This is a genomic window from Exiguobacterium sp. s124, assembly GCF_018617485.1.
GTDB lineage: Bacteria > Bacillota > Bacilli > Exiguobacteriales > Exiguobacteriaceae > Exiguobacterium > Exiguobacterium aestuarii.
In genome coordinates, this window is record NZ_JACSKH010000001.1 from 1,471,575 (window position 1) to 1,497,520 (window position 25,946).

At 46.8% G+C, this 25,946-nt stretch carries 24 protein-coding genes; 3 read left to right on the plus strand and 21 right to left on the minus strand.

Translation table 11 applies throughout. From position 1 onward, the window contains the following. Positions 1-58 precede the first annotated feature (58 nt). From KNO85_RS07710 to prsW, 7 genes are all read right to left on the minus strand, one after another. The gene (locus KNO85_RS07710) at positions 59-1,084 is read right to left on the minus strand and encodes an NAD(P)H-dependent glycerol-3-phosphate dehydrogenase (protein ID WP_214788647.1); all 1,026 of its coding nucleotides are present in this window, start codon (positions 1,082-1,084) and stop codon (positions 59-61) included. An 18-nt stretch (positions 1,085-1,102) separates the two neighbouring features. Beyond that, positions 1,103-2,413 carry a ribosome biogenesis GTPase Der gene (der, locus tag KNO85_RS07715; protein ID WP_214788650.1) on the minus strand — a complete coding sequence of 437 codons (1,311 nt, stop codon included), beginning with the start codon at positions 2,411-2,413 and terminating at the stop codon, positions 1,103-1,105. A gap of 138 nt (positions 2,414-2,551) precedes the next feature. After that, positions 2,552-3,700, minus strand: coding sequence for a 30S ribosomal protein S1 (gene rpsA, locus KNO85_RS07720; RefSeq protein ID WP_214788654.1), 1,149 nt, complete (start codon positions 3,698-3,700; stop codon positions 2,552-2,554). Between the two features lie 155 nt (positions 3,701-3,855). Then, the gene (locus KNO85_RS07725) at positions 3,856-4,479 is read right to left on the minus strand and encodes a lysophospholipid acyltransferase family protein (RefSeq protein ID WP_214788657.1); all 624 of its coding nucleotides are present in this window, start codon (positions 4,477-4,479) and stop codon (positions 3,856-3,858) included. Further along, on the minus strand, positions 4,476-5,150 hold the full coding sequence (gene cmk, locus KNO85_RS07730) for a (d)CMP kinase (RefSeq protein ID WP_214788660.1): 675 nt from the start codon (positions 5,148-5,150) through the stop codon (positions 4,476-4,478). Before cmk ends, KNO85_RS07725 begins: the two co-directional genes overlap by 4 nt. Positions 5,151-5,224: 74 nt before the next feature. After that, positions 5,225-5,890: a flagellar brake protein gene (locus tag KNO85_RS07735; protein ID WP_214788663.1), complete on the minus strand. Its 666-nt coding sequence runs from the start codon at positions 5,888-5,890 to the stop codon at positions 5,225-5,227. Positions 5,891-5,904: 14 nt separating this feature from the next. Beyond that, entirely contained in the window at positions 5,905-6,561 is a 657-nt protein-coding gene (prsW, locus tag KNO85_RS07740) for a glutamic-type intramembrane protease PrsW (RefSeq protein ID WP_214788666.1), read from the minus strand. Positions 6,562-6,668: 107 nt separating this feature from the next. On the opposite strand from prsW, the gene KNO85_RS07745 reads away from it, so the two are divergent. Together KNO85_RS07745 and KNO85_RS07750 are read left to right on the plus strand one after the other, a co-directional pair. Then, positions 6,669-7,640 (plus strand): asparaginase, encoded by a 972-nt coding sequence (locus KNO85_RS07745; RefSeq protein WP_214788669.1) that lies wholly within the window; start codon positions 6,669-6,671, stop codon positions 7,638-7,640. Positions 7,641-7,691: 51 nt separating this feature from the next. Beyond that, complete coding sequence (locus KNO85_RS07750) at positions 7,692-8,672, plus strand: YpdA family putative bacillithiol disulfide reductase (RefSeq protein ID WP_214788672.1); 981 nt, start codon at positions 7,692-7,694, stop codon at positions 8,670-8,672. Between the two features lie 38 nt (positions 8,673-8,710). Here KNO85_RS07750 and KNO85_RS07755 read toward each other — a convergent pair whose 3' ends face one another. The 7 genes from KNO85_RS07755 to KNO85_RS07785 all read right to left on the minus strand — a co-directional run bounded on the left by KNO85_RS07755 (position 8,711) and on the right by KNO85_RS07785 (position 15,456). Next, on the minus strand, positions 8,711-9,979 hold the full coding sequence (locus KNO85_RS07755; RefSeq protein WP_015881453.1) for a Glu/Leu/Phe/Val family dehydrogenase: 1,269 nt from the start codon (positions 9,977-9,979) through the stop codon (positions 8,711-8,713). Positions 9,980-10,125: 146 nt separating this feature from the next. Then, positions 10,126-11,052 carry a D-alanine--D-alanine ligase gene (locus KNO85_RS07760; protein ID WP_214788675.1) on the minus strand — a complete coding sequence of 309 codons (927 nt, stop codon included), beginning with the start codon at positions 11,050-11,052 and terminating at the stop codon, positions 10,126-10,128. Between the two features lie 97 nt (positions 11,053-11,149). After that, the gene (locus KNO85_RS07765) at positions 11,150-11,728 is read right to left on the minus strand and encodes an adaptor protein MecA (RefSeq protein ID WP_214788678.1); all 579 of its coding nucleotides are present in this window, start codon (positions 11,726-11,728) and stop codon (positions 11,150-11,152) included. A gap of 60 nt (positions 11,729-11,788) precedes the next feature. Beyond that, positions 11,789-12,652, minus strand: coding sequence for a MerR family transcriptional regulator (locus tag KNO85_RS07770; protein ID WP_214788682.1), 864 nt, complete (start codon positions 12,650-12,652; stop codon positions 11,789-11,791). Positions 12,653-12,780: 128 nt separating this feature from the next. Further along, positions 12,781-12,981 (minus strand): hypothetical protein, encoded by a 201-nt coding sequence (locus KNO85_RS07775; RefSeq protein WP_074034648.1) that lies wholly within the window; start codon positions 12,979-12,981, stop codon positions 12,781-12,783. Positions 12,982-13,022: 41 nt separating this feature from the next. Next, positions 13,023-14,450, minus strand: coding sequence for a RecQ family ATP-dependent DNA helicase (locus KNO85_RS07780; RefSeq protein ID WP_260569876.1), 1,428 nt, complete (start codon positions 14,448-14,450; stop codon positions 13,023-13,025). Next, complete coding sequence (locus KNO85_RS07785; RefSeq protein ID WP_214788688.1) at positions 14,434-15,456, minus strand: YpbB family protein; 1,023 nt, start codon at positions 15,454-15,456, stop codon at positions 14,434-14,436. Before KNO85_RS07785 ends, KNO85_RS07780 begins: the two co-directional genes overlap by 17 nt. Before the next feature lie 142 nt (positions 15,457-15,598). Here KNO85_RS07785 and KNO85_RS07790 point away from each other — a divergent pair, with 142 nt between their 5' ends. Further along, positions 15,599-15,847 carry a ferredoxin gene (locus tag KNO85_RS07790; RefSeq protein ID WP_214740203.1) on the plus strand — a complete coding sequence of 83 codons (249 nt, stop codon included), beginning with the start codon at positions 15,599-15,601 and terminating at the stop codon, positions 15,845-15,847. 163 nt (positions 15,848-16,010) lie between these two features. Here KNO85_RS07790 and KNO85_RS07795 read toward each other — a convergent pair whose 3' ends face one another. The 7 genes from KNO85_RS07795 to KNO85_RS07825 form a co-directional block, all read right to left on the minus strand. Next, positions 16,011-16,970, minus strand: a complete 960-nt coding sequence (locus KNO85_RS07795; RefSeq protein WP_214745401.1) for an ABC transporter permease — start codon at positions 16,968-16,970, stop codon at positions 16,011-16,013. Beyond that, positions 16,967-18,031: an ABC transporter permease gene (locus tag KNO85_RS07800; RefSeq protein WP_214788691.1), complete on the minus strand. Its 1,065-nt coding sequence runs from the start codon at positions 18,029-18,031 to the stop codon at positions 16,967-16,969. Before KNO85_RS07800 ends, KNO85_RS07795 begins: the two co-directional genes overlap by 4 nt. Then, positions 18,028-19,554, minus strand: coding sequence for an ABC transporter ATP-binding protein (locus KNO85_RS07805; protein WP_214788694.1), 1,527 nt, complete (start codon positions 19,552-19,554; stop codon positions 18,028-18,030). Before KNO85_RS07805 ends, KNO85_RS07800 begins: the two co-directional genes overlap by 4 nt. Positions 19,555-19,617: 63 nt before the next feature. Then, positions 19,618-20,706, minus strand: a complete 1,089-nt coding sequence (locus KNO85_RS07810) for a BMP family lipoprotein (protein WP_214789852.1) — start codon at positions 20,704-20,706, stop codon at positions 19,618-19,620. 130 nt (positions 20,707-20,836) lie between these two features. Then, the gene (locus KNO85_RS07815) at positions 20,837-21,556 is read right to left on the minus strand and encodes a GntR family transcriptional regulator (RefSeq protein ID WP_074034655.1); all 720 of its coding nucleotides are present in this window, start codon (positions 21,554-21,556) and stop codon (positions 20,837-20,839) included. A gap of 401 nt (positions 21,557-21,957) precedes the next feature. Further along, positions 21,958-24,162 (minus strand): FtsK/SpoIIIE family DNA translocase, encoded by a 2,205-nt coding sequence (locus KNO85_RS07820; RefSeq protein ID WP_214788697.1) that lies wholly within the window; start codon positions 24,160-24,162, stop codon positions 21,958-21,960. A 61-nt stretch (positions 24,163-24,223) separates the two neighbouring features. Further along, on the minus strand, positions 24,224-25,891 hold the full coding sequence (locus tag KNO85_RS07825) for a ribonuclease J (protein WP_214788700.1): 1,668 nt from the start codon (positions 25,889-25,891) through the stop codon (positions 24,224-24,226). Between the last annotated feature and the right edge of the window lie 55 nt (positions 25,892-25,946).

Genomic DNA, 25,946 nt, shown 5'->3' on the forward strand with positions numbered 1-25,946 from the left:
CAAGTGTAGCAAAAAAAAGCGAGGAACTGAACGAAAACGTCAGTTCCTCCCTGAAGTATTATTCTTCAAAATGAAACACTTGTTCCATCTCATGCTTTTGTGGGCGTCTCATGAGTTTTTTCACTTCATCATGAGGACTCTTGCCTTCGAACAACACGTTATAGAGTGCTTCTGTGATTGGCATCTCGACTCCCGCATCTTTCGCAAGAGAGTGTGCCGCCTCACAGGCGCGGACACCTTCAACGACCATTCCCATGTTTCCAAGAACGTCTTCAAGCTTTTCACCGCGTCCGATTGCATTTCCGGCCCGCCAGTTTCGGCTATGCTGTGACGTCGCCGTCACAATCAAGTCACCGATTCCAGTCAATCCCGAGAAAGAGGCTGGATTCGCTCCAAGTTTCACCCCAAGACGGGCGATCTCAACAATCCCGCGGGTCATGAGCGCAGCTTTCGCATTGTCCCCATAACCAAGCCCGTCGGTCATGCCTGCCGCAAGGGCAATAATATTTTTAAGCGCCCCACCGTACTCGGCACCAACGACATCCGAGTTCAAGTAAACACGGAATTGGTCGTTAGTGAGTAGCTCCTGCACTTCGTCAGCGACATCAAGGTCCTCACAAGCGATCGTGATGGTCGTCGGTTTACGTACAGCGACTTCTTCTGCGTGAGTCGGACCGGTCAAGACACCGATTGCGCGACGCTTCGATGGATCGATTTCTTCCGCGATGATCTCCGAAAGACGCTTATGCGTTTTCGGTTCGATTCCTTTTGCGGCATGAACGATGGTTACCGGTTCCTTCAACAGCGTGTTCAACTGTTTTGAGACAGGACGAATCGCCGAGCTTGGAACGACGAGGAAGACGATGCTGCGTCCTTCGAGTGCTTCGTTCAAATCCGTCGTGGCGCGAATCGATTCCGGTAATGGTGTATCTTTCAAATAAAACGAGTTCGTGTGCGACGAGTTGATTTCATCCACGTGTTCTTCTTCACGTCCATAGAGCAGGACGTCATGACCATTGTCCGCTAATACGAGCGAGATGGCCGTTCCCCAACTTCCCGCTCCGATGACAGCTACGTTTGCCATAACTGATACCCCCAAATATTAGTTTTTCTGACGAGCCACGATATGAATCGGTGTCCCGGTGAAGTCAAATGCTTTGCGAATTTGATTATCTAAATAACGTTTATACGAGAAATGCAACAACTCAGGGTCATTGACGAACAAGACGAACGTAGGCGGCTCGATCGCAACTTGAGTCGCGTAGTTGATCTTCAAGCGTTGCCCTTTATCTGTCGGTGTCGGGTTCATCGCGACCGCATCGACGATGACATCGTTCAATACGCTCGTCGAGATGCGACGGCGATGTGTTTCTGCCACTTGTTTGATGACAGGCAATAATGTCTGCAACCGTTTCGACGTAAGTGCTGACAAGAAGACAATCGGTGCATAATCAAGGAACAAGAATTCTTGACGAATCTTCTCTTCCATCTTCTTCATCGTCTTATCATCTTTTTCGACTGCATCCCACTTGTTGACGACGATGACAATCGCTTTCCCGGCTTCATGCGCGAGACCGGCAACACGTTTATCTTGTTCGATAATCCCTTCCTCACCGTCGAGGACGACGAGGACGACGTTCGAACGTTCGATTGCCTTTTGAGCGCGCATGACGCTATATCGTTCCGTCGATTCATATACTTTTCCGCGTTTACGCATACCTGCCGTATCGATGATGACGTACTCTTGACCGTCACGTGTGAACGGTGTATCAATCGCGTCACGCGTCGTTCCGGCGATATTCGAGACGATGACACGGTCTTCTCCAAGAATCGAGTTCGTCAAACTAGACTTCCCGACGTTCGGGCGCCCGATTAACGAGAACTGAATGACATCTTCGTTATATTCAAATTCATCCTTTTCAGGGGCGAGTTCGAATACTTGATCCAACAAGTCTCCAAGACCCAAACCGTGTGTACCCGAGATTGGGAACGGGTCACCGAATCCGAGTGAATAAAATTCATACATGAGATCTCGCATTTCAAAGTTATCCACTTTGTTGACGGCAAGAACGATTGGTTTGTTCGAACGGAACAACAAGTTCGCTACTTCTTCATCAGCTGCCGTGATCCCTTCACGACCGTTCACCATAAAGATGATGACATCTGCTTCATCGATGGCGAGTTCAGCCTGATGACGCATTTGAACGAGCAACGGCTCGTCCCCTACTTCAATCCCACCTGTGTCAATCAAATGGAACTTACGGTTTAACCACTCTCCTGTGCCGTAAATACGGTCACGTGTGACACCCGGTTTATCATCGACGATCGAGACACGATCTCCGATGATGCGGTTAAAAATTGTGGATTTCCCGATATTCGGACGGCCAACGATGGCCACTGCTGGAATTCCCATAAAAACACCTCACTAATCTTTCTATCAAAATTTCATCATTTCAACATTTCGAAACGCAACTCACCTATCATATCACAGGCAAAATTAAGTGACCATACAAAAAGAAGCGGGAGCATGACTCCCGCTTGAACGATCATCTTATTTAGAGTCGTCCGAAGAGTCATCACCTGTCAATTCAGAGACAGAGAATCCTCCTTGGTCGCTATATTCGTCGAGTAATGTTTGATCATCATCTTGACGAGTCGGTTCAGATGATTCGAGTGCACGCATCGACAATGAGATTTTCTTATCATCGAGATGAACGTCTAACACTTTCACCTTCACTTCTTGACCTTCTGATAACACTTCAGATGGCGTCGCGATGTGACGGTTCGCAATTTGCGAAATATGAAGGAGACCTTCCACTTGCGGTGCAACCTCAACGAACGCACCGAACGTCACGAGACGTTTGACGGTTCCTTCGATCACATCACCTGGTTGAATCTGCCCTTCAATCGTCTCCCATGGGCCAGGTTGTGTTTCTTTAATTGAGAGCTTCACTTTTTCATTATCTAAGTCGAGACCAAGGACTTTCACTTTGACGCGGTCGCCTTCAGTCACAACATCACTTGGCTTCTCGACACGGCTATGCGCCATTTCTGAGATGTGGACGAGTCCATCCACACCACCGATGTCAACGAACGCACCGAAGTCTGTCAAACGTTGAACCGTTCCTTCGATTACTTGACCGACTTCAAGTGATTCAAGCGTCTCAGATTTCTTCGCGCTCATCTCTGCTTCGACAACTGCTTTATGTGACAAGATGACGCGATTCTTCTCGCGATCGATCTCGACGACTTTTACGGTAATTGGTTTGTTCAAGTATGACGAGAAGTCTTCTACGAAGTGACTTTCGACAAGAGATGCCGGGATAAATCCACGGATTCCAATATCGACGACAAGACCACCTTTGACCTTATCTTTCACCATCACTTCAAACACTTCACCCGATTCGAATTTTTCGACGATTCGATCCCATGCTGCCTCGGCATCAACGTCTTTTTTCGAAACGACCACTTCTTCGTCCGTGACTTTTTTAACTTTGACACGAATCTCGTCGTTCACTTGGAGTGATTCGTTTAAATCGTCTAGATGCATGCTTGATACTTCGCTAATTGGCAAAATCGCTTCGGTCTTATAACCGATATCGATCAGCGCTTGCTTATCCTCGATTTTGACGACTGTTCCGGTCACAATTTGACCACGATTAATTTCAAAATCAGGCATATCTTTCATTTCTTCGACCATTCCAACACTACCCCCTCACGATGAGTACAAAAAGGAGCGCCATGAGGCGCTTACACCTAGTATAAATCTCTTATAATTCCGAGAATTTGTCAAGGCGTTATGAAGATTGTACCTCTATTGAAAGAAGTTTAAACCTCAATTCCCGAGCCCCGTGATTACTTCGTGAATGAATGTGTCAAATAAAGGTCGGCAATCGTATCCATGATTAAGTCGGCCGCCTCTTGTGCGCTCGCCTTGCGTTCTTTCAATGGAGTCAAATCAATCGGCTTCCCAATCACGACACGCAATTTCGTACGGAACTTATATTTACCAATGATGGCAATCGGTAAAATATGCGCATCCGAACGCATCGCAAAGAAACCAACGCCAGCTTGAGCCTTTCCTAATGTCCCGTCTTTAGAACGTGTACCTTCAGGAAAAATCGAAATCACCTCTTCTTCTTTCAGCTTTTGAAGAACGACTCGTAGCGCCTGACGGTCACCTTCCCCTCGTGATACCGGAATCTGTCCCGCTCGGTTCAAAATATGCTTCAATACGGGAACACTAAACAATTCCTTTTTAGCAAAGAATCGCAATGGACGCTCTTTCGGAATCGCACATGCAAGAAGGACCGGGTCCCAGTTCGACTGGTGGTTCGAACAAACGAGGATTGACCCATCTTTCGGGACATGCTCGCGTCCGATGAACTCTACACGGAACGATATACGTTGGATGATGTTGACGACGCCTCTCGCCATCCGATACATTCCAAACGGACCGTTGTTCAACGGCTTATTCATGCTTTCACCTCTTCAATTAATCGTTCAATCGCTAAGACGACTCCATCGATGGACAACGTCGTCGTATCAAGATAATGGGCATCTTCCGCTTGACGGAGAGGAGCGACCTCACGTTCTGAATCTCGTTTGTCGCGAAGGGCGATCTCTTCTTTCAATTTCTCGTAATCGCTAGGGATTCCTTTTGATACGTTTTCCTCGTGACGGCGGCGTGCTCGCTCTTCGACAGACGCGGTCATGAACACTTTCAAATCAGCGTTCGGCAACACGTGCGTGCCGATATCGCGTCCATCCATGACGACACCGCCATGTTTCGCTAAATCGCGTTGCAAATCCATCAACGCATCCCGCACTTCCGGTTGACGTGCGACAAAACTGACATTATTCGTCACTTCACTCGAGCGAATGACGTCAGTCACTTCCTCGTCACCATCAAATACACGTTGTCCTTGATCCGACGGAACGAGTCGGATTGACATGTTTTCAATCATCTTCGAAAGAGCTGGACCATCTTCAAGATTGATCCCTTCGTTTAAGGCGCGGTATGTGACCGCTCGATAAATCGCACCTGTATCAATATAGACATAGCCTAATTGTTTTGCCAGTGATTTGGCGATTGTACTCTTTCCAGCACCAGCTGGTCCATCTAAAGCAATTTGTAGCGCTTCTTTCATACAAAACGGGTATCGAGTGCGCCCGATACCCTCCTCCTCTCGGTTTATAATCCCGAGAACATCATAACAGTTTTTTATCTTGAAGAAAATACAGACCCTATCCGTTTACGCGCTTCGAGTTGAACGCGGAAGCAGTATCGTAAAATCGTTTCTTGATCACGAGGCGTCAAATCCTCAAAAGCTAAAGAAAGTTCTTGCTTCACTTCTTGCTTATGTATCCGTACGAGTCGACTCTTCACCCGAAAGAGCTTTGGTGCCCCTTGCTCATCTTCAATTCGGAAAACGACGATGAGCGATTCATCCACTTCAATCGGGGCACGATTCGCAATGATCTTCATTCCACCAGCTGATACGTCAAGCGACGTCGTTTCGAATGACTCGAAGTCCGCCCCGTCAGCCGCGACGACTGTCACGTCAATCATTTCAGGTACACGCAAATATTCACGCCGTTGAATCCGTTTGATTTTTTTCTCATCCGGCATTTTGAACGCATAGCGAATCGTCATCTGCGCATCGCTGATTCGTTTCACAACTTTCGTATCGAATGCAAATAATTGGTTATCCCCTTTGAAGAAGTAGACTCGCATATCCTCCTCTTCATGTAAAAAGAACGTTTTGAGCGTCGTCATGTCACTTGGAGATTCGATCCAAACCACTTGGTCCACGATGGCAGCAATTTTAGTTTTCCCCTCGTTGCGTCCTTCTACTTCAATTCTTAATTCTTGTCCTTCTTTCAGCATTAGCATGTTCCCCTTTATTTAAATTGACGACGATTGGACAGGTTGGCAGCTCGAACGAGTAATAGAGCCACCATCCATAAAATGACGATATAGAGCACGGCTGGCAACTTATGATCCGGTTCTAAAATTAAAATCAAATCAAACGTCCCATGGATGACCGTCGCAGAGAAGATCGCCATAAACAGCCACACCCGCTCGCGTACCGAATGTTTGGCTCGTCCCAAACAATAACCCATGACGACCGCAAACAATGCATGCCCGCTCACCGGCAAGATGGCCCGCCAAATGGCGATTTCTAATGAATCGTACACCCATAAGTATAAAAAATTCTCCAACGTCGCGAAGCCTAATGAGCAGGCGACCGCATAGAGAATCCCGTCGTAGTAATCATCAAAGACTTTATGTATATATATTGTATAATAAATCATAAACCATTTAAAAAACTCTTCGAGTAAGGCAGTGGTGACATATGCCTGCCAAAACGGCCCAGTCAGCACCCTTTCTTCAACGAACGCATATTGGATAAACATGATCGGGAAAACGAGAACGGCCCCGGCCACGAAAGAACGAATCACATATCCGAGCGGTTCTGCTTCCAATTCATGGCGAAGATAGAAGTAGGAAAGAAGGGCAAGCCCTGGTGCAACCGCAGACAAGGCGATTGCGATCATGACGCATCTCTCCTTTCTCTCATTAGCATACACCGAATTGTCTGAAAGAAAAAGTGTAGAACGCCTAGAAAATGGAAATATCCTTAAAAAATATTAGGAGGTCATTTATGAATCATTTATTACTCATTCACACAGGCGGTACGATCGCCATGTCTCAATCTGGCACAGGTCACGTCGAACCAAGCGATGTGAACCCGATTGATGCCACACTTCCGAAAGCGACGGACATCGCCAAAATCACGACAAAGCATTTTTCAAATATCCCATCTCCACATATGACACCAGTTAAAATGCTTGAACTGGCTCAATTCATTCAACATGAATTGACACAGGACACGTATGACGGGGTCGTGATTACGCACGGAACCGATACACTAGAAGAGACGGCATATTTCTTACAGATCACGCTCGGCGCACCAGTCCCGATTGTATTGACAGGAGCAATGCGTTCCTCGAACGAAGTCGGATCCGACGGAGAATTCAATTTGATCACTGCTCTTCGGGTCGCGAAAAGCGAGGCGGCTCGCGGAAAAGGTGTTCTCGTCGTGTTCAATGGAGAGATTCACTCGGCATTCAACGTCACAAAAACACACACATCATCCGTTGATACATTTAAGTCGGTTCATTTTGGAAATGTGGGTATGGTCACAAAGGACCACGTACTCATCTATAGTCAACCGGCGACAAGACAGCCCAAAATGATTCCGTCCATCTCAAAACGGGTAGCAGTGTTAAAAGTCGTTGCAGGAATGGAGCCTGATTTGCTTGAATCTGTGATGACACTCGGATACGACGGACTCGTCCTCGAAGTGTTAGGACAAGGTAATGTCCCTCCGACACTTTTGCCAGCGCTCGAGCGCTTAGTAGAGGAAATCCCAGTCGTGATTGTCAGTCGTTGCTTTAACGGAATTGTCCAAGACGTATATGGGTATGACGGTGGTGGGAAACAATTAAAAGAGATGGGCATCATATTCTCGAACGGGTTAAATTCGCAAAAAGCTCGCTTGCGGTTACTCGTAGAACTCGAATCCGGGTCTTCTCAATCCGTCATGGAACATAGCTTTAGCTTCCAGCAATAACCTTGCGCTTCTGCGCCCCCTTCCCTACAATGAGCAAAGAGGTGATTTTCAGTGAATAAACAAGCGATAATTGTGGGTGCTGGACCATGTGGTCTATCAGCGGCCATCGAGTTAGAGAAGATTGGGGTTTCTTGTACCGTAATTGAACGAGGAAATATCGTGGATGCGATTTATCGCTATCCGACCCATCAAACGTTCTTTTCATCTGCGAGTCTGTTAGAAATCGGGGATATTCCTTTTATATGTAAAGATCTAAAACCTCGGCGACAAGACGCACTCGTCTACTATCGCGAAGTCGTCACTCGTACCGGACTAAACGTCTATCCGTTCGAGACCGTCGAATCGGTTGAAAAAATCGATGACCGTTTCATCGTGACGTCAAGACATGAGCGCCGTGGGGAAACCGTCCGCGAGGCGGATTATGTGATATTAGCCACAGGCTATTATGGACGCCCTCGTCTGCTCGACGTGCCTGGTGAAGAGTTGCCACACGTACACCATTATTTCCATGAGGCCCATCCATACTATCGACAACATGTCACCATCATCGGCGGGAAGAACTCCGCTGTCGATGCGGCAATCGAACTCGAGAAGGCCGGCGCATATGTGACGGTGCTTTATCGCGGCGACTCGTATAGTCCTTCCGTGAAGCCGTGGGTTCTTCCTAACTTCGATTCACTCGTCCGACATGAGAAAGTTCGAATGGAGTTTGAGGCGACGATTGATCGAATTACCGAAGACGGTGTCTATTACCATCAGCATGGAGAAGAAAAACACGTCTATGCCGATCACATTTTCGCGATGACCGGATATCAGCCAGACCATCATCTTTTCGAAAATGCTGGAATCACAATCGATGACGAGAGCGGTGTCCCGACATTTGATGAGGAAACGTTCGAAACGAATGTCGAGCATCTGTTCATCGCCGGCGTCGTCGCTGCCGGGAACGATGCGAATAAGATTTTTATCGAGAACGGTCGATTCCACGGGAAAGCCATCGCAGATACGATCACAAACCGTATCAAAGTATAAAAAAGTTCGGTCAACACGTGTTGACCGAACTTTTTTATTTAGACCCAACCACGGAAGCGTGACGCTTCCGCCATCTTACGAACACCGACCATATAAGCCGCGAGACGCATATCGACCTTGCGGGCTGAAGAAGTATTGTAAACCGTATTGAACGAATGAACGAGTACTTTTTCAAGTTTTTCCTCGACTTCTTCTTCCGTCCAATAGTAACCTTGGTTGTTTTGTACCCACTCGAAGTACGAAACCGTGACGCCACCACTCGATGCCAACACGTCCGGCACGAGAAGAATTCCGCGTTCTGTCAAAATCTTCGTCGCTTCGTTCGTCGTCGGACCGTTCGCCGCCTCCACTACGATGGACGCTTTAATGGCATCGGCGTTATCTTCCGTGATTTGATTCTCGATGGCAGCTGGCACGAGAATGTCACAGTCGAGTTCTAACATCTCTTTATTCGAGATCGTGTTTTTGAAGAGCGTCGAAATCGTACCGAATGAATCGCGACGGTCTAACAAGTAAGGGATGTCCAAACCGTTCTCATCATGGATGGCACCGTAAGCGTCACTGACCGCGATCACTTTCGCTCCAGCATCATACATAAACTTCGAAAGGAAACTACCCGCGTTTCCGAACCCTTGAACAACGACACGTGCACCTTTTAGCTCAATACCACGGCGTAGTGCCGCTTCTCGAATCATGATGGCCACACCTTTCGCCGTCGCCGTCTCGCGACCGTGTGAGCCTCCAAGAACAAGTGGTTTACCTGTGATGAATCCCGGTGAGTTGAATTCATCGATTCGGCTATACTCATCCATCATCCAAGCCATGATCTGCGAGTTCGTGAACACGTCTGGAGCTGGGATGTCTTTTGTCGGTCCTACGATCTGACTGATCGCCCGCACGTAGCCACGGCTCAATCGTTCGATTTCGCGGAAACTCATCTCACGTGGGTCACAGACGATCCCGCCCTTACCGCCACCATAAGGCAAGTCGACAATCCCCGCCTTTAAGCTCATCCATACAGATAGTGCTTTAACTTCTACCTCAGTCACGCTCGGGTGGAACCGAATTCCCCCTTTTGTCGGTCCGACCGCATCATTATGCTGAGCGCGATAACCCGTAAAGATTTTTGTCGAGCCATCATCCATGCGAACTGGGATCCGAACGGTCAGCATGCGAAGCGGTTCTTTCAACAACTCGTACATCTCGTCTGGATAGCCGAGCTTATCTAATGCTTCGTGAATTACCTCTTGTGTCGATTCCAAGATGTTTTTTCGTTTTTGATGACCTTTTTCTTGATCCGTAATCATGAAGGTTTCCTCCCCTAAATTGTCAATTCTCCCCCAAGAATTAACCTCGTATTCGTTTAAAAGTATAGCCGATACGCGCTCAATTTGAAAGGGTTTTACAAAAATAATGAAAGCGTTTTCTTTAAGTGTGGAATGATACAGATGTCTTACTTCGACTCGCGTTCGAGCGCGAGCTCGATAAAGCGGTCTAATAGCTCACCGTAAGAAATCCCGACCGTTTTCGCGCTGTCCGGGAACAAGCTTAACGGCGTCATTCCTGGCAATGTGTTTGTTTCTAAAATGTACGCTTCTCCTGCTTCGGATACGAGGAAATCAGAACGCGAATATCCTGAACATCCGAGCGCGCGATGCGCCATGACAGCCGCCTGTTGCACTTCTGTCGTCAATTCATCCGAAATTTCGGCAGGACAAACGTGAATCGAACCACCTTCTGTATACTTCGACTCGTAGTCGTAAAATTCATTTTTCGGAATGATCTCAATGACCGGAAGGGCTTGTTCTTTTCCAAAATTTCCGATGACCGGTACAGTCAATTCTTTGCCTTTAATGTATTGCTCGACTAAAACCGCTGAATCACATAGAAATGCCTTCTCAATGCCAGCACGCAACATCTTTTCGTCCATTGCGATCGTCAAACCGTTTGACGAACCTTCTTGGGCAGGCTTGACGACACATGGGAACTCATTTCCCCACTCGGCTATTTTCTCATCAATCGAATCAACAGATTCAATCAGCACGTCGCGCGCCACACGGATGCCCGATGCCGCGAAGATGATCTTCGCTCTTGCCTTGTCCATCGCAAGAGCCGATGCCAATACACCTGAACCTGTGTACGGGATCCCCGCCATTTCAAGTAATGATTGAACACGGCCATCTTCGCCGTATTTCCCATGTAACGCACTGACGACGACGTCGACGTTTAACGTCAACAACTCGTTCGCGCGCTCTGGATGAAAGTCGATTGCCGTGACTTCATGACCACGTTCCGTCAATGCCTCAATCATCCCTTGTCCGCTTGTGAGGGATACCTCACGCTCTCCTGACACTCCACCATACAATACAGCGACCTTCATTCCAATCTCTCCTTCAACTAACTACTGAAAATTCATGTCTAATCATAACACGGGCATCTTAAAAACAATAGGAACAGAAAAGTAAAAAAAGCCGTACTTATGCGAATGCATCGTACAGCTCTTTCACAGCATGTTCAGTTTGAATCGTCTTTCCGTATTCCATCATGACGTACGGACTGACCGTAGTCGTCTTTCCATATTCGGACAAAATGGCGGCGAGTCGTTCTTCCACTTTCTCAGGAAGCACTTCCACGAAGTGAAGATAGTATCGACCCTCATAATGATAAAGTGCCCCACCTTGTTCGGTTTCATGTATATGTGGAAACAGTCGAATCGAAGCGTTAATCACATCTTCGAGGTCATCGAACTGGTAAATCAAATGATGGATGACGTCGATTGTCAGGCGAATCTCAACTTGTTCGAGATCAAGCTCTGCAATGGCTTCACCTTTTTGAACGTCAATGACGAGGCCATCTCGCGGAAACATCGTCACATTCAAGTCAACCGCCCCTTGCGGAGAGAATCCGTACTCACTTTCTGCTGTCTCAAGCAATTCTTTCCAGAGCTGTTGACCGTTTTCCCCCACAATCGTATCGATGGCGATTCCACGTAATGTAAGCTCATTCGCAGTCACATATACACGAAGATGTTCTTTTGTTTGTTTTTCAAATCTCAATCGAAAACCTCCAGTGAATATTCAATCCTACTAATAAGCTACTCCCGTTTTAATCCCGTGTCAAATAGTTGATAACCATTTCGTCCACTCTTCTGGTGTATCGCCAAGAAATGCATCTTCGAACCGACCCCGTTCGAGGCTAACCGCGTATCCACCGGCCCCAATCTTCAGTTCAGGATGCTCTTCTTGGATATAGCCCATCGCCTCGATTAACTGAGGAATGTGATCCGTCAAAGTGCACGCAAAAATGAGGCAGGATGCATCGATGTCATGCAGCGCCTTGCTCAAGTCTTCTTTCGGGAATCCAGCTCCTAAAAAGATGACGTCGTATCCATGTTGACGCAAGTAAAGTGTGACAAATAGAAGTCCGATTTCATGCATCTCACCGGGTGCACAGACACAAGTGACTCGCGGAAGGAACGGATTCATTGGCATTTGAAGTGACAATGTAGATAGACGAGCCCGTAAAAAAGCTGTCGCGAAATGTTCATGGGCGATTGTAATCGACCCTTGCTCCCACTGAGAGCCGATATCCATCAGAAGCGGTCCAATGATGTCTTTCGTCACCTTTTCAAAGCTAAACGTATTAAAAGCACGATTGATCAAATCATGTGCGGTTCGCTCATCAAAGGAAAGCAACGCCTGAAGCAAGCCGTCCTTTAGTTCCTCATCGTAAAGCTTGGCAGACGTCGGTTCCGGTTCAGGTGCCTGATGGAGCTGTTGAATCGCTTGTGAGACGGATAACCCTTCTCTTTGCTTCTCTACCACCCATTTGATTTTTTCGACATCTTGATCTGAATACAGGCGGTGACCTGATTCGGTCCGGCTCGGTACGATAAATTGGTACCGACGTTCCCAGGCACGAATGGTCGTTGGATTGACACCGGTCAACGTCGCCACGGTCTTAATGGAGTATTTCGGCATCTCCGCCCTCCTCTCCTATTCGTTCTATGACATAAGTATATCCTCAATCGAAAAGGTTTACCCCTTTTATTGTGCAATCCAGTATTTTTCAAAAATAAAAAAGGCGCGAACATCGTCCGCACCTCACCTTAAAATATGGCATCTCGCCCGATATATATGAAAATGAGAATAATCGCTAACATGGCGAAGGTCAATGTCATCGCCAACGGGCGCTTCATCAAGTTATCGTTCAACTTTCTCTTCCGTTCATGTTCTTGCCTCTCCGATCGAGACGGCAACGTATCCGCCAACTGCTCGCGTAAAGAATCTGCCTGATTCCGATGTCGCAACGTATGCCCTCCTTTACCTTTTTTATCATTTTACTATGATATTATTCAAAGGAAAAGATTTGCGTCAACCGTATTCTCCATTCTGTCACATTTTTTCGGACGATTCGTGTTGTCTCCGGAAACTCAATCGCCCCACATTGGTCACAACATTCTTCTTGGTCGATTGCCGACTCCGAAAAATAACGAAGCAAATAATCACGTCGGCACGTACGGATGAGTGCATAATCCATCATCTGTCCGAGTTGACGATATCGATCACGTCTTCTTTCTTTTACCCAATCGAGCGCCTCTTGAAGCGAGCGTTCAGACAGCATCTGCTTCAAAAGAAGGAATTTCGGGTCCTCTTCGTTCATCCGCAATATACGAGATAACTGCGAAACCGACGTGCCGTTCTCGCGTTCAAAATACGCCAAACGGATGTCTTCGTCTTTCGGATATTGACCGTCAATCAAAAATTGTTGGATGCGCTCGTCTCCGTCTGCATAGAGGAGGACAGCAAACGCCGGCTCTCCATCACGACCTGCTCGTCCAATCTCTTGCATATATGCTTCGACCGTTGCAGGTATTTGAAAATGGATGACGGAGCGGACGTTGTCTTTGTTTACCCCCATCCCGAATGCACTCGTACACACCATGACCGACACTTCGTTCCGTAAAAATTGAGATTGCACAAGTCGTCGGTCTTCTGTCGACATTCCACCGTGATAAAATAACGCGTCATCTAGTTCAAACGCCAATGCTTCCGCTTCTCGACGGGTCGCCGTATAGACGACAGCCGGTTTTGGAACGTCTCGCACCAATTCTTTTAATCGTTCAAGTTTCTTTTCTTTTTCGAGCCGTTCGACCATCAATCGAATTTCCGGTCGATTCGCAGAATGAACGAACTGCTCAGGTGAAAAGAGTGCCAATTTTTCAACGATGTCTTGCTTCACGCTTTCAGGTGCGGTCGCTGTGACCGCCATGCATTGCGGGCTTCCGATTTGTTTACGCAATTCCCCTAATCGGGCATACTCCGGTCTAAACTCATGACCCCATTGAGAGATACAATGCGCCTCGTCAATGACGAGCATTTGAATCTTGACGTTCGAGAGTGCTCGTGTGACATATGGCACTGCCAACTGCTCAGGTGATAAATATAGAAAGCGATAGCGTTTCAAGTGATTGATGATCTCTTGCTTTTCTTCTGCTGATTCCATCGACGTCAATCGTGCGACACCTCGTTCTCCACGTTCTCGAATGTGAAGCATTTGGTCTTCAATCAAAGAGAGCAGTGGTGAGACGATGACCGTCAATCCTCCGTTCTTGATATATGAGGGGAGTTGAAACGTCAACGACTTTCCTGCCCCTGTCGGCATGACTGCCAATACATCCTGACCCTCTACAACGGAATGGATGATTTCATGCTGACCTGGGCGGAAAGTATCATACCCGAACACACGCTTCAATGTTGATTCATACAAATGTCTCACCTCGTTTCAGTCTTGCGAACACAAGACGTATTTGAAAGTAACTAACGTTTCCCATCTCTTCAAATATCGGTTTCAACGCCCAACTGTTTGGATGTCGAAGCCTCTCGATTGTGACAATCTCTTCGGCCGGGACGAACTGATCGAGGGGAAAGATGTCTAAGTACATCGCCATCTCTACCACATGATCTTCAATCGTACTCGTCCGTAGTCTACGTTGTGACTGAACTTGTTGGAACGAATACCCTTTCAAAAAGAGTTCGTATGATTCCCGTGCCGAATAGGTCATCCGCTCTGTCGACAATCCATACGTAAATCCTCGTAACTTCGCATCTTCCGGTAACGCTATCAACAACTCATTCCATCCGGCCAAAAAATAGAGTCGAGCCGTCTCGGCATCCACATCGAGTAGGCTAGCAATTTGTTCATAAGTCAGACCGGTTTCAAATGCTCCCGTGAATCGATAGACGACCGCCGTCGCATATGGATCTCCGATTTTCTCGAGCGCGATCTCGATTTCGTGATGAAACGATTGCATCAGCACTTTCCAATCTCGGTCGAGTTGCAATAATCGCTTTACCCACTGTTCTGCAGGTCGATCGGCTTGGACGGGATAAAATGTTCGTTCATGTTCCTTAGACATGAACGTCTGTACGAAAAGGCTAAGCCGTTTCCATGTCGTCGCGTTAAAATCACGGCGCTCCCCACCTAATCGATTGAACAAATCCTCTACAGCTTCAGGGGATGCCAACATGTCTCCCGCTTCTGTCAGTTTAAACTGTTTGCGGTTTAACCATCCCCGCTTCTCAAGTCCTTTCAATAAGGACTCATATGCATACGTTGTTTGCGGAAACTGTCCAAAAACAGGTTCTAGTTCATAAAAGAACGCGTCTTGTAACGTTGTCGCCGAACGCTTTCCATTTAAGACATGGAATAGGCTGCGTTCACTTCGTTCTCCGTTTAATCGCTTAATGGCCAGCAGTAAAACTCCGTCTGCTAAATGAACCAAGTCGTCACATCCTTAAAAAAATCATTATCCTACCAAAAAGACACTCGTTTCCTCATTGAAATAATTGGGTATGTAGACTACAATTACTCGTAGACAGTAGATTGATTTCTAAGAGAAACGAACCGTTTGGAGGGTTATTATCATGGCAAAATTTACTATCGTCGATAAAGATACATGTATCGCATGCGGAGCTTGTGGTGCAGCAGCACCAGATATTTACGATTACGATGATGAAGGTCTCGCATTCAACTTGATGGATGACAACACAGGTACTGTTGAAATTCCTGATGAGTTATACGAAGACATGATGGATGCATTCGAAGGATGCCCAACCGATTCAATCAAAGTGGCAGACGAATCGTTCGAAGGCGATGCATTGAAGTTTGAATAATCCAAGAAAGACATATTGGTCATTTTGACCGATATGTCTTTTTTTCATTTTCACTTCTCCATCGTACTCCAATCATGACAGCTCTAGCCAAGTATAACAAAAAAGGTTGTTTGGCTTAAGCACCAAACAACCTTTCTAAAACGGACATATGTCCTATTCCAGATTAGCGTTTTCCTTTAATATATGGAATACCGACTGACTTCGGTGCATCCGCACGACCAACGAGTCCAGCGAGCGCAAGAATCGTGAGCGCATATGGTGCAATCAAGAGGAGAAGCTGTGGCACGTTATTGATGACCGGCAAGTTGCTTCCGATAATCGAAAGTGCTTGAGCGAATCCGAAGAATAATCCGGCACCGAGTGCGCCGAGCGGATTCCACTTCCCGAAGATCATCGCGGCAATCGCCAAGAACCCTTGACCAACAATCGTTGTTCCACTGAAGTTTGTCGTAACCGTAACGGCATATACCGCTCCGGCAAGGCCACCAAATGCACCAGAGAGCATGACGCCCATGAAACGCATTTTTGTGACGTTGATTCCCATCGTATCAGCCGCCATCGGATGTTCCCCGACTGAGCGTAGACGAAGTCCGAACGGCGTCTTGAAGATGACGAACCAGACGACGAACGCTAATGCGATGGCAACAAATGACGTATATTGAACGTTAATGAAGAACATTTTCAGAACAGGAATATCTGACAAAAATGGTACGTTCTCTTTCGCAATACGATACTCGATAAAGTCAGTTTGACCTTTATTATAAAGCACACGTACAACGAAAATCGCGAGACCAATCGCAAGCATGTTAATCGCTACTCCAAGAACCGTCTGGTCCGCACGCCATAGGATGGCCGGAACAGCTAAGAAGAGAGAGAATAACGCTCCAACTACCATCGCAACGAGTAAGGAAATCCATGGGCTAAACGCACCGGCTCCTAAGTCTGTCAACGTGAGCGTTGTGATGATTCCTGTTGCGGCACCGATGATCATAATTCCTTCGAGTGCGATGTTGACGACACCCGAGCGTTCACTGAAAATCCCACCAAGCGCTGCGATAATGAGTGGAGTCGCATAGGCGAGTGCAACCGGTACGACGATATAGAGGACTTCTAAGAAGCTCATTTTTTCTCCACTCCTTTCTTACGATTTCCTTTAAGTTTCTCAATAACATAGTTGATGGCATAACCAGATGCCACAAAGATAACGATTGCTGCGATGATGACTTTGACGAGTTCAGACGGTACGTTCGCACCAAGTTGCATCGCCAATCCACCGATGTTCAATCCAGCAAAGAGAATCGCTGCAAGAATGACACCAACCGCTGTGTTTGCACCGAGGAGGGCTACGGCAATCCCGTCAAATCCAACACCTGTGAACGATGCCGAGAGCGTCATACTACCGAACGTCCCGAGACCTTCCATCGCGCCGGCGAGACCTGCGAACATCCCTGAGATGACAAACGAAAGGACGATGTTACGGTCAACGCTCATCCCTGCGTACTGAGAAGCATGTTTGTTGAACCCGACTGCACGTAACTCGTAACCGAGCGTCGTACGTTGAAGAATGTAGTAGTATACAATCGCTGCGAGCACCGCAACGAGGACACCCCAGTGAAGACGTGAGTACGTCGTCAACTCTTGTAACCATGGTGACGCAAGCGATGCCGATTCGTTGATTGAGTCTGTACGTTCGTTCGTCACACCGATGACGCTACGCAAAATCGCGTTCGTCGTGTAAAGCGCGATATAGTTCATCATGATTGATGTGATAACTTCGTGTACGTAAAACTTCGCTTTTAAGAAACCAGGAACGAAAGCCCAGATTGCGGCTGCGACCATCGCTGCAAGAAGTGCAAGCGGTAAATGGATAAACATCGGTAAATCGAAGTTGATCCCTACATAAACGGCTGCTACCCATCCAATCAACACTTGGCCTTCTACCCCGATGTTAAATAGCCCGGTCCGGAATGCAAAGGCAACCGCAAGACCCGAGAAGATAAGTGGTGCTGCTGCACGTAACGTCTCCCCGATGGCATACGGGCTTCCAAACATCCCTTCAAACAGGGAGATAAAGCCTTGAACAGGGTCGTACCCACCAATCAACATAACGATGGCTCCGACGAGAAGTCCTAAAATGATGGATAGGAATGGAATGAGAAGTTGGTTTAAACTTAATTTTTTCATTCTGTGTCGTCCCCTCTCTGACCGCCGGCCATCAAGAAGCCAAGTTCTTGTTCCGTCGTCTCTTTCGGATCACGAATTCCTACGATTTTTCCTTCATAAAGAACGGCGATACGGTCGGATACGTGTAAAATCTCATCAAGTTCGAACGAGATGAGCAAGACAGCACGGCCCTTTTCACGTTCTTTAACGAGTTGTTCGTGAATAAATTCAATCGCACCGACATCTAGACCGCGCGTTGGTTGTGCTGCGATGAGTAAATCAGGCGAGCGGTCGACCTCACGGGCGATAATTGCTTTCTGCTGGTTACCACCAGAAAGGGCACGCGCTGGCACATCGATGGATGGAGTTCGGACGTCAAACTTCTCAATCAACGCCTTCGCTTTCTCTGCCACGGCTTTATAATTCATAAGACCCCGTTTCGAGAAAGGTTCTTTATAGTACGTTTGAAGAACCATGTTGTCACGAATCGAGTAGTCAAGGACAAGCCCGTGCTTATGACGGTCTTGTGGAATATGTCCGATGCCAGCTTCCGTCATTTTACGAGGTGTGTGCCCCGTCACATCTTTTCCATTGAGTAAAACTTTACCGGATTCTGGCTTTTTAAGCCCAGAGATTGCTTCAATCAGTTCCGTTTGACCGTTACCGTCAATTCCTGCAATCCCGAGTACTTCTCCAGCACGAATCTGTAAGTCTAATCCTTCAACGACTTTCAAACCACGACTGTCTTTGACGACAAGTCCTTGAACGTCGAGGACAACTTGTTGTGGATCGGCTTTCGAATACTCCGCATCGAAATTGACTTCTCGCCCGACCATCATTTCAGCAAGACTGTCTTCGTTAACGGTTTCGTCGACTTCAACCGTTCCGATATAACGTCCGCGGCGAATGACCGTACAACGGTCTGCGACTTGCATAATTTCCTTCAGCTTGTGCGTGATCAAGATGATCGACTTACCTTCAGCAATCAGACGTTTCATAATTTGGATAAGTTCTTGAATCTCTTGTGGTGTCAACACTGCCGTCGGTTCATCAAAGATCAAAATATCCGCCCCGCGATAGAGCGTCTTCAAGATTTCTACACGCTGTTGCATACCGACTGAAATATCTTCAATCTTCGCGTCTGGATCAATCTTAAGTCCATACTGTTCTGAAATATCCTTGACCTTTTTACGGGCTGTCGCACGGTCAATCGTTACACCGCTCTTTGGCTCAAGTCCGAGGATGATGTTCTCTGTGACCGTGAATTTTTCAACAAGCATAAAGTGTTGGTGGACCATCCCGATCCCAAGTTCGTTGGCGATGTTCGGGTTTTCAATATCCACTTTTTTTCCGTGCACACGAATCTCTCCGCCTTCAGGCTGATAGAGACCGAATAACACGTTCATGAGCGTCGACTTCCCCGCTCCGTTCTCTCCGAGAAGCGCATGGATTTCCCCTTTGCGCAATTGGAGTGTGATATTGTCGTTCGCAACGAACGTACCGAACTCTTTGCGAATATTTAGCATTTCAATTACATATTCCAAGGAAGTTCACCCCTAACTTTAAGTAAAGGGAGACCACATGGGTCCCCCCTTCACTCAAATGAATTATTTTACGTTTTTCATGAACTCTTCGAACTCAGCGTCAGTTGCTGGTGCAGTAAGTTCTCCGTCAACCAATTGTGTACGGTATTCTTCAACTTTATCGAGAATCTCTTTTGAAACGTGCTTATCAGAAGTTTCTGCGATGCCGACGCCGTCATCTTTCAAACCGAACTCGATGATTTCGCCACCTGGGAATTCTCCGTCCATCGTTTGTTTCGATACGTCATAAGTAGCTGTATCTACACGTTTGACCATTGACGTAAGTGTAACGTCTTCTGGAAGACCTTCTTCATACTGGTCACGGTCAACCCCGATTACCCAAACTTCTTCGCCGTTCTTCTTACGGTTTTTCGCTTCTGTGAATACCCCTACACCTGTACCACCAGCTGCGTGATAGATGATGTCCGATCCAGAACCGTACATACCTGAAGCGATTGCAGTTCCTTTTTCAGCCGAGTTGAAGTCTTCTGCATACTTCACGTCGATTGTTGCTTCTGGGTTTACAGCCATGACACCCGCTTTAAATCCATTTTCAAACTTTTTGATCAAGTCTGATTCTACTCCACCGATGAAACCAACTTTATCAGTTGTCGTTGAGAGACCGGCAATGACACCAACGAGGAATGAACCTTCTTGCTCTTTGAACGTGATCGATGCAACGTTTGGAGCATCAACAACCATATCGACGATTGCGAAGTTGTTGTCAGGGAACTGCTCTGCAACTTTTTGTACATCTTCAGCCATCAAGAAGCCGATTCCGTAGATCAAGTTGAAGTTATCACGAGCCAATTGTTGCAAGTTAGGCTGGTAGTCCGCTTGCTTAGCTGATTGAAGATATTTGTATCCTTCGTTTTCAGTCAAGTCGTTGTCTTGACCGAACTTTGTGAGACCTTCCCAAGCAGATTGGTTGAATGATTTGTCATCAACACCGCCAGTATCTGTAACCATCGCTACTTTGAAGTCGCCGCCTTCTCCGCCTTCACCGTTTGAAGATGAGCCACCTTCGTTGTCATCGCCACCGCATGCTGCGAGTACTGTAGAGAGTGTGAGTCCTGCTGCTAAAGCTGAGAGAATCGTTTTCTTTTTGTTCATCATCGTCGTGTTTCCCCTTTCGGTTCATAACAAATTTTGTTGTCATGTTATCAGTAGTCTTTACACCGGTATAAGAAAGCGCTTTCACGCTGTTCCCCAAAAATAACTCTTCCGTTCATAAACTGTTCGGTTACACTCGTTTACGTACGACATGGAAGTCGAATCGATCAGCTCGGAAAAAGTTGGCCGAATCGAGTAATGGTAAATCACTCTCATCGTAATGCAATTGTTTTAATGCGAGTAACGGTTGGTCCGTCTGAAGTTGTGACGATATTTCAGAGCTGACACTCGGTTCGATGTGCGTGATTGCATATGCGACTCGACGTCCTACCTCTTTTTCGAGAGAGTCAAACAACGACTTCCCTTCGGTCAATGCCTCAGGATTTGAGACGAGATGGGCCGGCACTTTGTCGACACAATAAACGACCGGTGTGTCATCCGCATATCGAATTCGAACGATTCGATAAATCGGTGAGTTCGGCTCAATCTTGAGACGCTCGGCTTCTCTCTCTGTTGCCAACACTTTCTCGGCCACCAACACTTTCGTTCCTGGTGTCATTTTTGCACGTGTGATCATATCAGTAACACTGAATAATTCCTCGATCCCTGATGTGAATGGCGGTTTAGAACTAATAAACGTCCCTACCCCATGTTTTCGCACGACAAATTTCTCATCTTCGAGAATTCTTAGCGCTTCACGAAGTGTCGCTCGACTGACTCCGAGTTGCTTCGAAAGCTCAAACTCTGAAGGTAATTTCTCACCTTCACGATAGACACCAGCGTCGATATCTTGCTTAATTTTCTCAATCACTCGAAGATAGAGCAATCGATGATCGAGCTTAATCGACATTGGCCTCACCACCTTTAATTTACTTACCAGTGCTCAGACATCTGACGTATGAATGTCCTTGCCAATATTAAGTATAGGGATTCGAGAATTAGAACGCAATACTTTTTGTTCGGAATCAAGGAAATATTTTAAAAAACCATCTCGAACCGTACCTCTGAGTCCATTTTACTCTTTTCGATTCAGTTTGAAAAACTTTTGTAAAATGTAAACGTTATTAAAAAATGTAAGCGTTTCAGCCGTTTTTAAAAGTATGTACTATTAAACGATATAGGTCATATGTGCTATATTACATGAATATTATAACGAACCTCTCTGATTTGCGCGAATATTTCCATATTGTTTAAAAAGCAATAAAAAACGAACGATTGAATATATTGATATACAATCGTTCGTTTATACACTTATTCATTTTGTTCGTTTATTAAAACTTTCCGAGGTTTTGAACCTTCTGACGGACCTACGTACCCCGCCTCTTCGAGCGAGTCAATTAAGCGTGCTGCCCGATTATAGCCAATTCGAAATCTTCGTTGAATCATCGATGTCGAAGCCGTTTCTTGGGTGACGATGAATTGAACGACTTCTCCGAACAATGAATCATCGGAGTCGATTGTCGTCACCTCTTCTTCTTTCGGCATCATCGCTTCCACATACTGTGCTCGTTGCTGGGCGATGACATGATTGACGACCGTTTCGACTTCTTGATCGGAAACGAACGCACCTTGGACACGTACTGGTTTGTTCATCCCGTTTGCAAGCATCAGCATGTCGCCACGCCCAAGTAGTTTCTCTGCTCCTCCTCCGTCCAAGATTGTCCGGGAATCGGTTTGTGAAGAGACTGCAAACGCGATTCGAGACGGAATGTTTGCTTTAATGACCCCTGTAATGACGTCGACAGATGGACGTTGTGTCGCCAAGACCATATGAATCCCTGCGGCCCGTGCCATTTGTGCGAGGCGCATGATGGCGTCCTCGACGTCATTTGAAGCGACCATCATCAAATCCGCCAACTCATCGACAATGACAACAATAAACGGTAGACGCTTCGCATCCTCATCATCGGACTGATCGACGAGTTCATTGTACCCTTCAATGTTACGGACACCATAGCGACTGAACAGCTCATATCGTCTTTCCATCTCGGCGACGACTTGTTTCAATGCCTGTGCTGCTTTTTTCGGGTCTGTGACGACCGGTGTCAACAAATGTGGGACGCCGTTGTAGACATTCAGCTCAACCATTTTTGGGTCGATCATCATGAGACGGACCTCGTCTGGTCGAGAGCGCATCAGTATGGATACAATCATTCCATTAATACAGACTGATTTACCGGAACCTGTCGATCCGGCCACGAGTAAGTGTGGCATTTTGTTTAATGAGATGCCAACAGTCTCCCCACTAATGCTTCGTCCGAGTGCGACGAGTAGCTTTGAATCGTCCTGTCTCACTGGGTCTGCTTCAAGCACTTCTCGTAAACAGACTGGAGCGACTTCCTGGTTCGGTACCTCAATTCCAATCGCCGCCTTACCCGGGATTGGTGCCTCGATTCGGATGTCTTTCGCGGCAAGTGCAAGTGCGAGATCATCGCTAAGCGAAGTGATTCGACTGACCTTCACACCAATGTCCGGTTGTAACTCATACTTTGTGACGGTCGGCCCAAGGTGAATTTTTAATACTTTCACGCCTACACCAAACGACTTTAATGTCTTCACCAATTTAGCGGCATTCTCTTTTAAACGCGCATTTTCTCCAGATAAATCGGTGATTACCGGTTCTTTTAAATTGGAGAACGGAGGGAGTTCATATGTGTCCGAGACGTCTTGCGCCGCGGTCATCATCATTTCCTCGGTCGAAATGGAAGCGTCTGTTTCCGTAGAAGGTGCCGCTTTGGTTTCCTCTTTTTTCTCTGCCACCACTTTCTCACTGAACCCGACAATCGGGATATCATTCATCGTGACCACATCTGACTCCGACTCTACATCCGAATCGGCTTCCACCAGCAACGGTTTAGGCGAAGATTTACGAGACCCTTTCGGTTCCTGCTTCTGCTTGATCTCTTGTTTTTTCTCTGCTTTCGGCCTTGACTGCCATTCCTTTTTCACAGCCACAACAGATTCCTCTAAACGATGGTAAATCGTTCCCCAAATCGTTGGCACATAAAGGGATACACCGACAATCAAACAGACAATGCCTAAAAAGATGAGGCCGAAGTCAGAAAATAAGTATTGGTTTAAGCCATAAAGTGCACCGTTGACGCCGCCTCGTTCTTCTCCCCACAGTAAATCACCGAACAGTAAAAAGGACGCGGTCATACTGAACAGTCCAGCTCGCTCCATCGGTTTCATCGGTTTCAGTAAAATCCATAATAAGATGGCAATCATCAGATACGTGAGCGCACCCCAGCCACCAAACAGATATTCGGACAAGTCAGATAGTTGTCGACCGATCCATCCGAAATCGAATAAGGCAAATACGAATGCGACGATGGAAAGAACGAAAATTCCCCATCCATATGTACGTGGCGCAATCGGTTGTTTTTTCCGTTTTCTCGTGTTTCGCGTTGCTGGTCGCTTCCGCTTCACGGGTGTCTTACTCGTTTTTTGAGCCACTTCAGTTCCTCCTAAAAAAAGAAGGCAAAAGTCTGATGACTTTTGCCTCACTCTCATTCCATTAAATCTCCATGATGATCGGCAAGATCATCGGACGACGTTTCGTCTGCTCGAATAAGAAGACGCTAAGTCGCTCGCGGATATTTGATTTCAATTCGGTCCAATCACTGCCAGCTTGCAGACTCTTTTCAATCTGTTTTGTGACAATACGGTTTGCCTCTGAAATCATTTCTTCCGATTCGCGCATATACACGAATCCACGTGAGATGAGTTCAGGTCCTGAAATCAATTTCTTCTGTTTCCGATTCAATGTGACCACGCAAAGCACGACCCCATCTTGTGATAACAAGCGACGGTCTCGTAAGACGATATTTCCGACGTCACCGACACCGATCCCATCAATCAAGACGTTACCTGCAGGAACTTTACGGCTCATGCGGGCTTTACGACCTGTGAACTCGACGACATCTCCTTTTTCAACGATGAAGATGTTGTTCGGTTTGACCCCTACTTGTTCAGCGAGTTTCGAGTGTGCCATTTGCATCCGGTATTCGCCGTGAATCGGTAAGAAATATTTCGGTTTGACGAGATTGAGCATCAACTTCAACTCTTCCGCCGAACCGTGTCCGGATACGTGAACTTTACGTTGGTTGTAAATGACGTTTGCCCCAGAACGGAACAATAGGTCAATCGTTTTCGAAACCGACTTCTCATTCCCCGGAATCGGAGTTGCCGCAATGACGACCGTGTCGTTCAAGCGAATGTTTACTTGCTTGTGCGCATTACGTGCCATCCGAGTCAACGCCGCCATCGGCTCCCCTTGAGATCCCGTCGTCAAGATGACGACTTTGTTGTCAGGAAGACGATTCACTTGCGATAACTCGACAAGTGTCTTCGCTTTGAAACGTAAGTAGTTTAATTTTTGTGCGACTTCGACGATGTTGACCATACTGCGACCAACGACCGCGACTTTGCGGTCATTCGCTTCTGCGGCTGCAAAGACTTGTTGTAAGCGGTGAACGTTCGAGGCGAATGATGCCACGATGACACGACCTTCGGCTTGATAGATCACATCGTTCAATTCAGCACCGACAATCGATTCTGAACCGGTTTGACCCGGACGCTCTGCGTTTGTTGAATCGGAAAGCAATGCAAGTACTCCGCGCTGTCCAATCGCCGCCAATTTGTTAAAGTCAGATTGTTTCCCGTCGACTGGCGTGTAATCAAACTTGAAATCTCCGGTATGGACGATGGCACCTTGAGATGTTTGAATACAAACACCGACACAGTCGGGAATCGAGTGATTGACGCGGAAGAACGTGACGAGATGATCAGCGATAGTCAATTTCGTTTTGGCATCAATCATGCGAAGGTCGACTTCTTTCAACAAATCGGCCTCTTTTAATTTCAGTTCAATCAATCCGAGAGTCAACTTCGTCCCGTATACCGGAACATGTTTTAAATCGCGTAGGACATAACTGAGTCCACCAATATGGTCTTCGTGACCGTGAGTGATGAAAATCGCTCGGACGCGATCCTTGTTTTCTTTTAAATAAGTGATGTCTGGGATAACAATATCAATCCCGAGCATCTCATCGCCTGGAAACATGAGACCGGCATCGATGACGAAGATGTCGTCGTCTAGCTCCACGACGTACATGTTCTTCCCGATTTCGCCTACGCCTCCAAGCGCAAAGACGCTAATATTCTCTGTCTTCTTTTTTGACACTAACAAAAACCTCCTAAATGTTTCATATTCTGTTTCGTCCCTTATCGCTACTGAA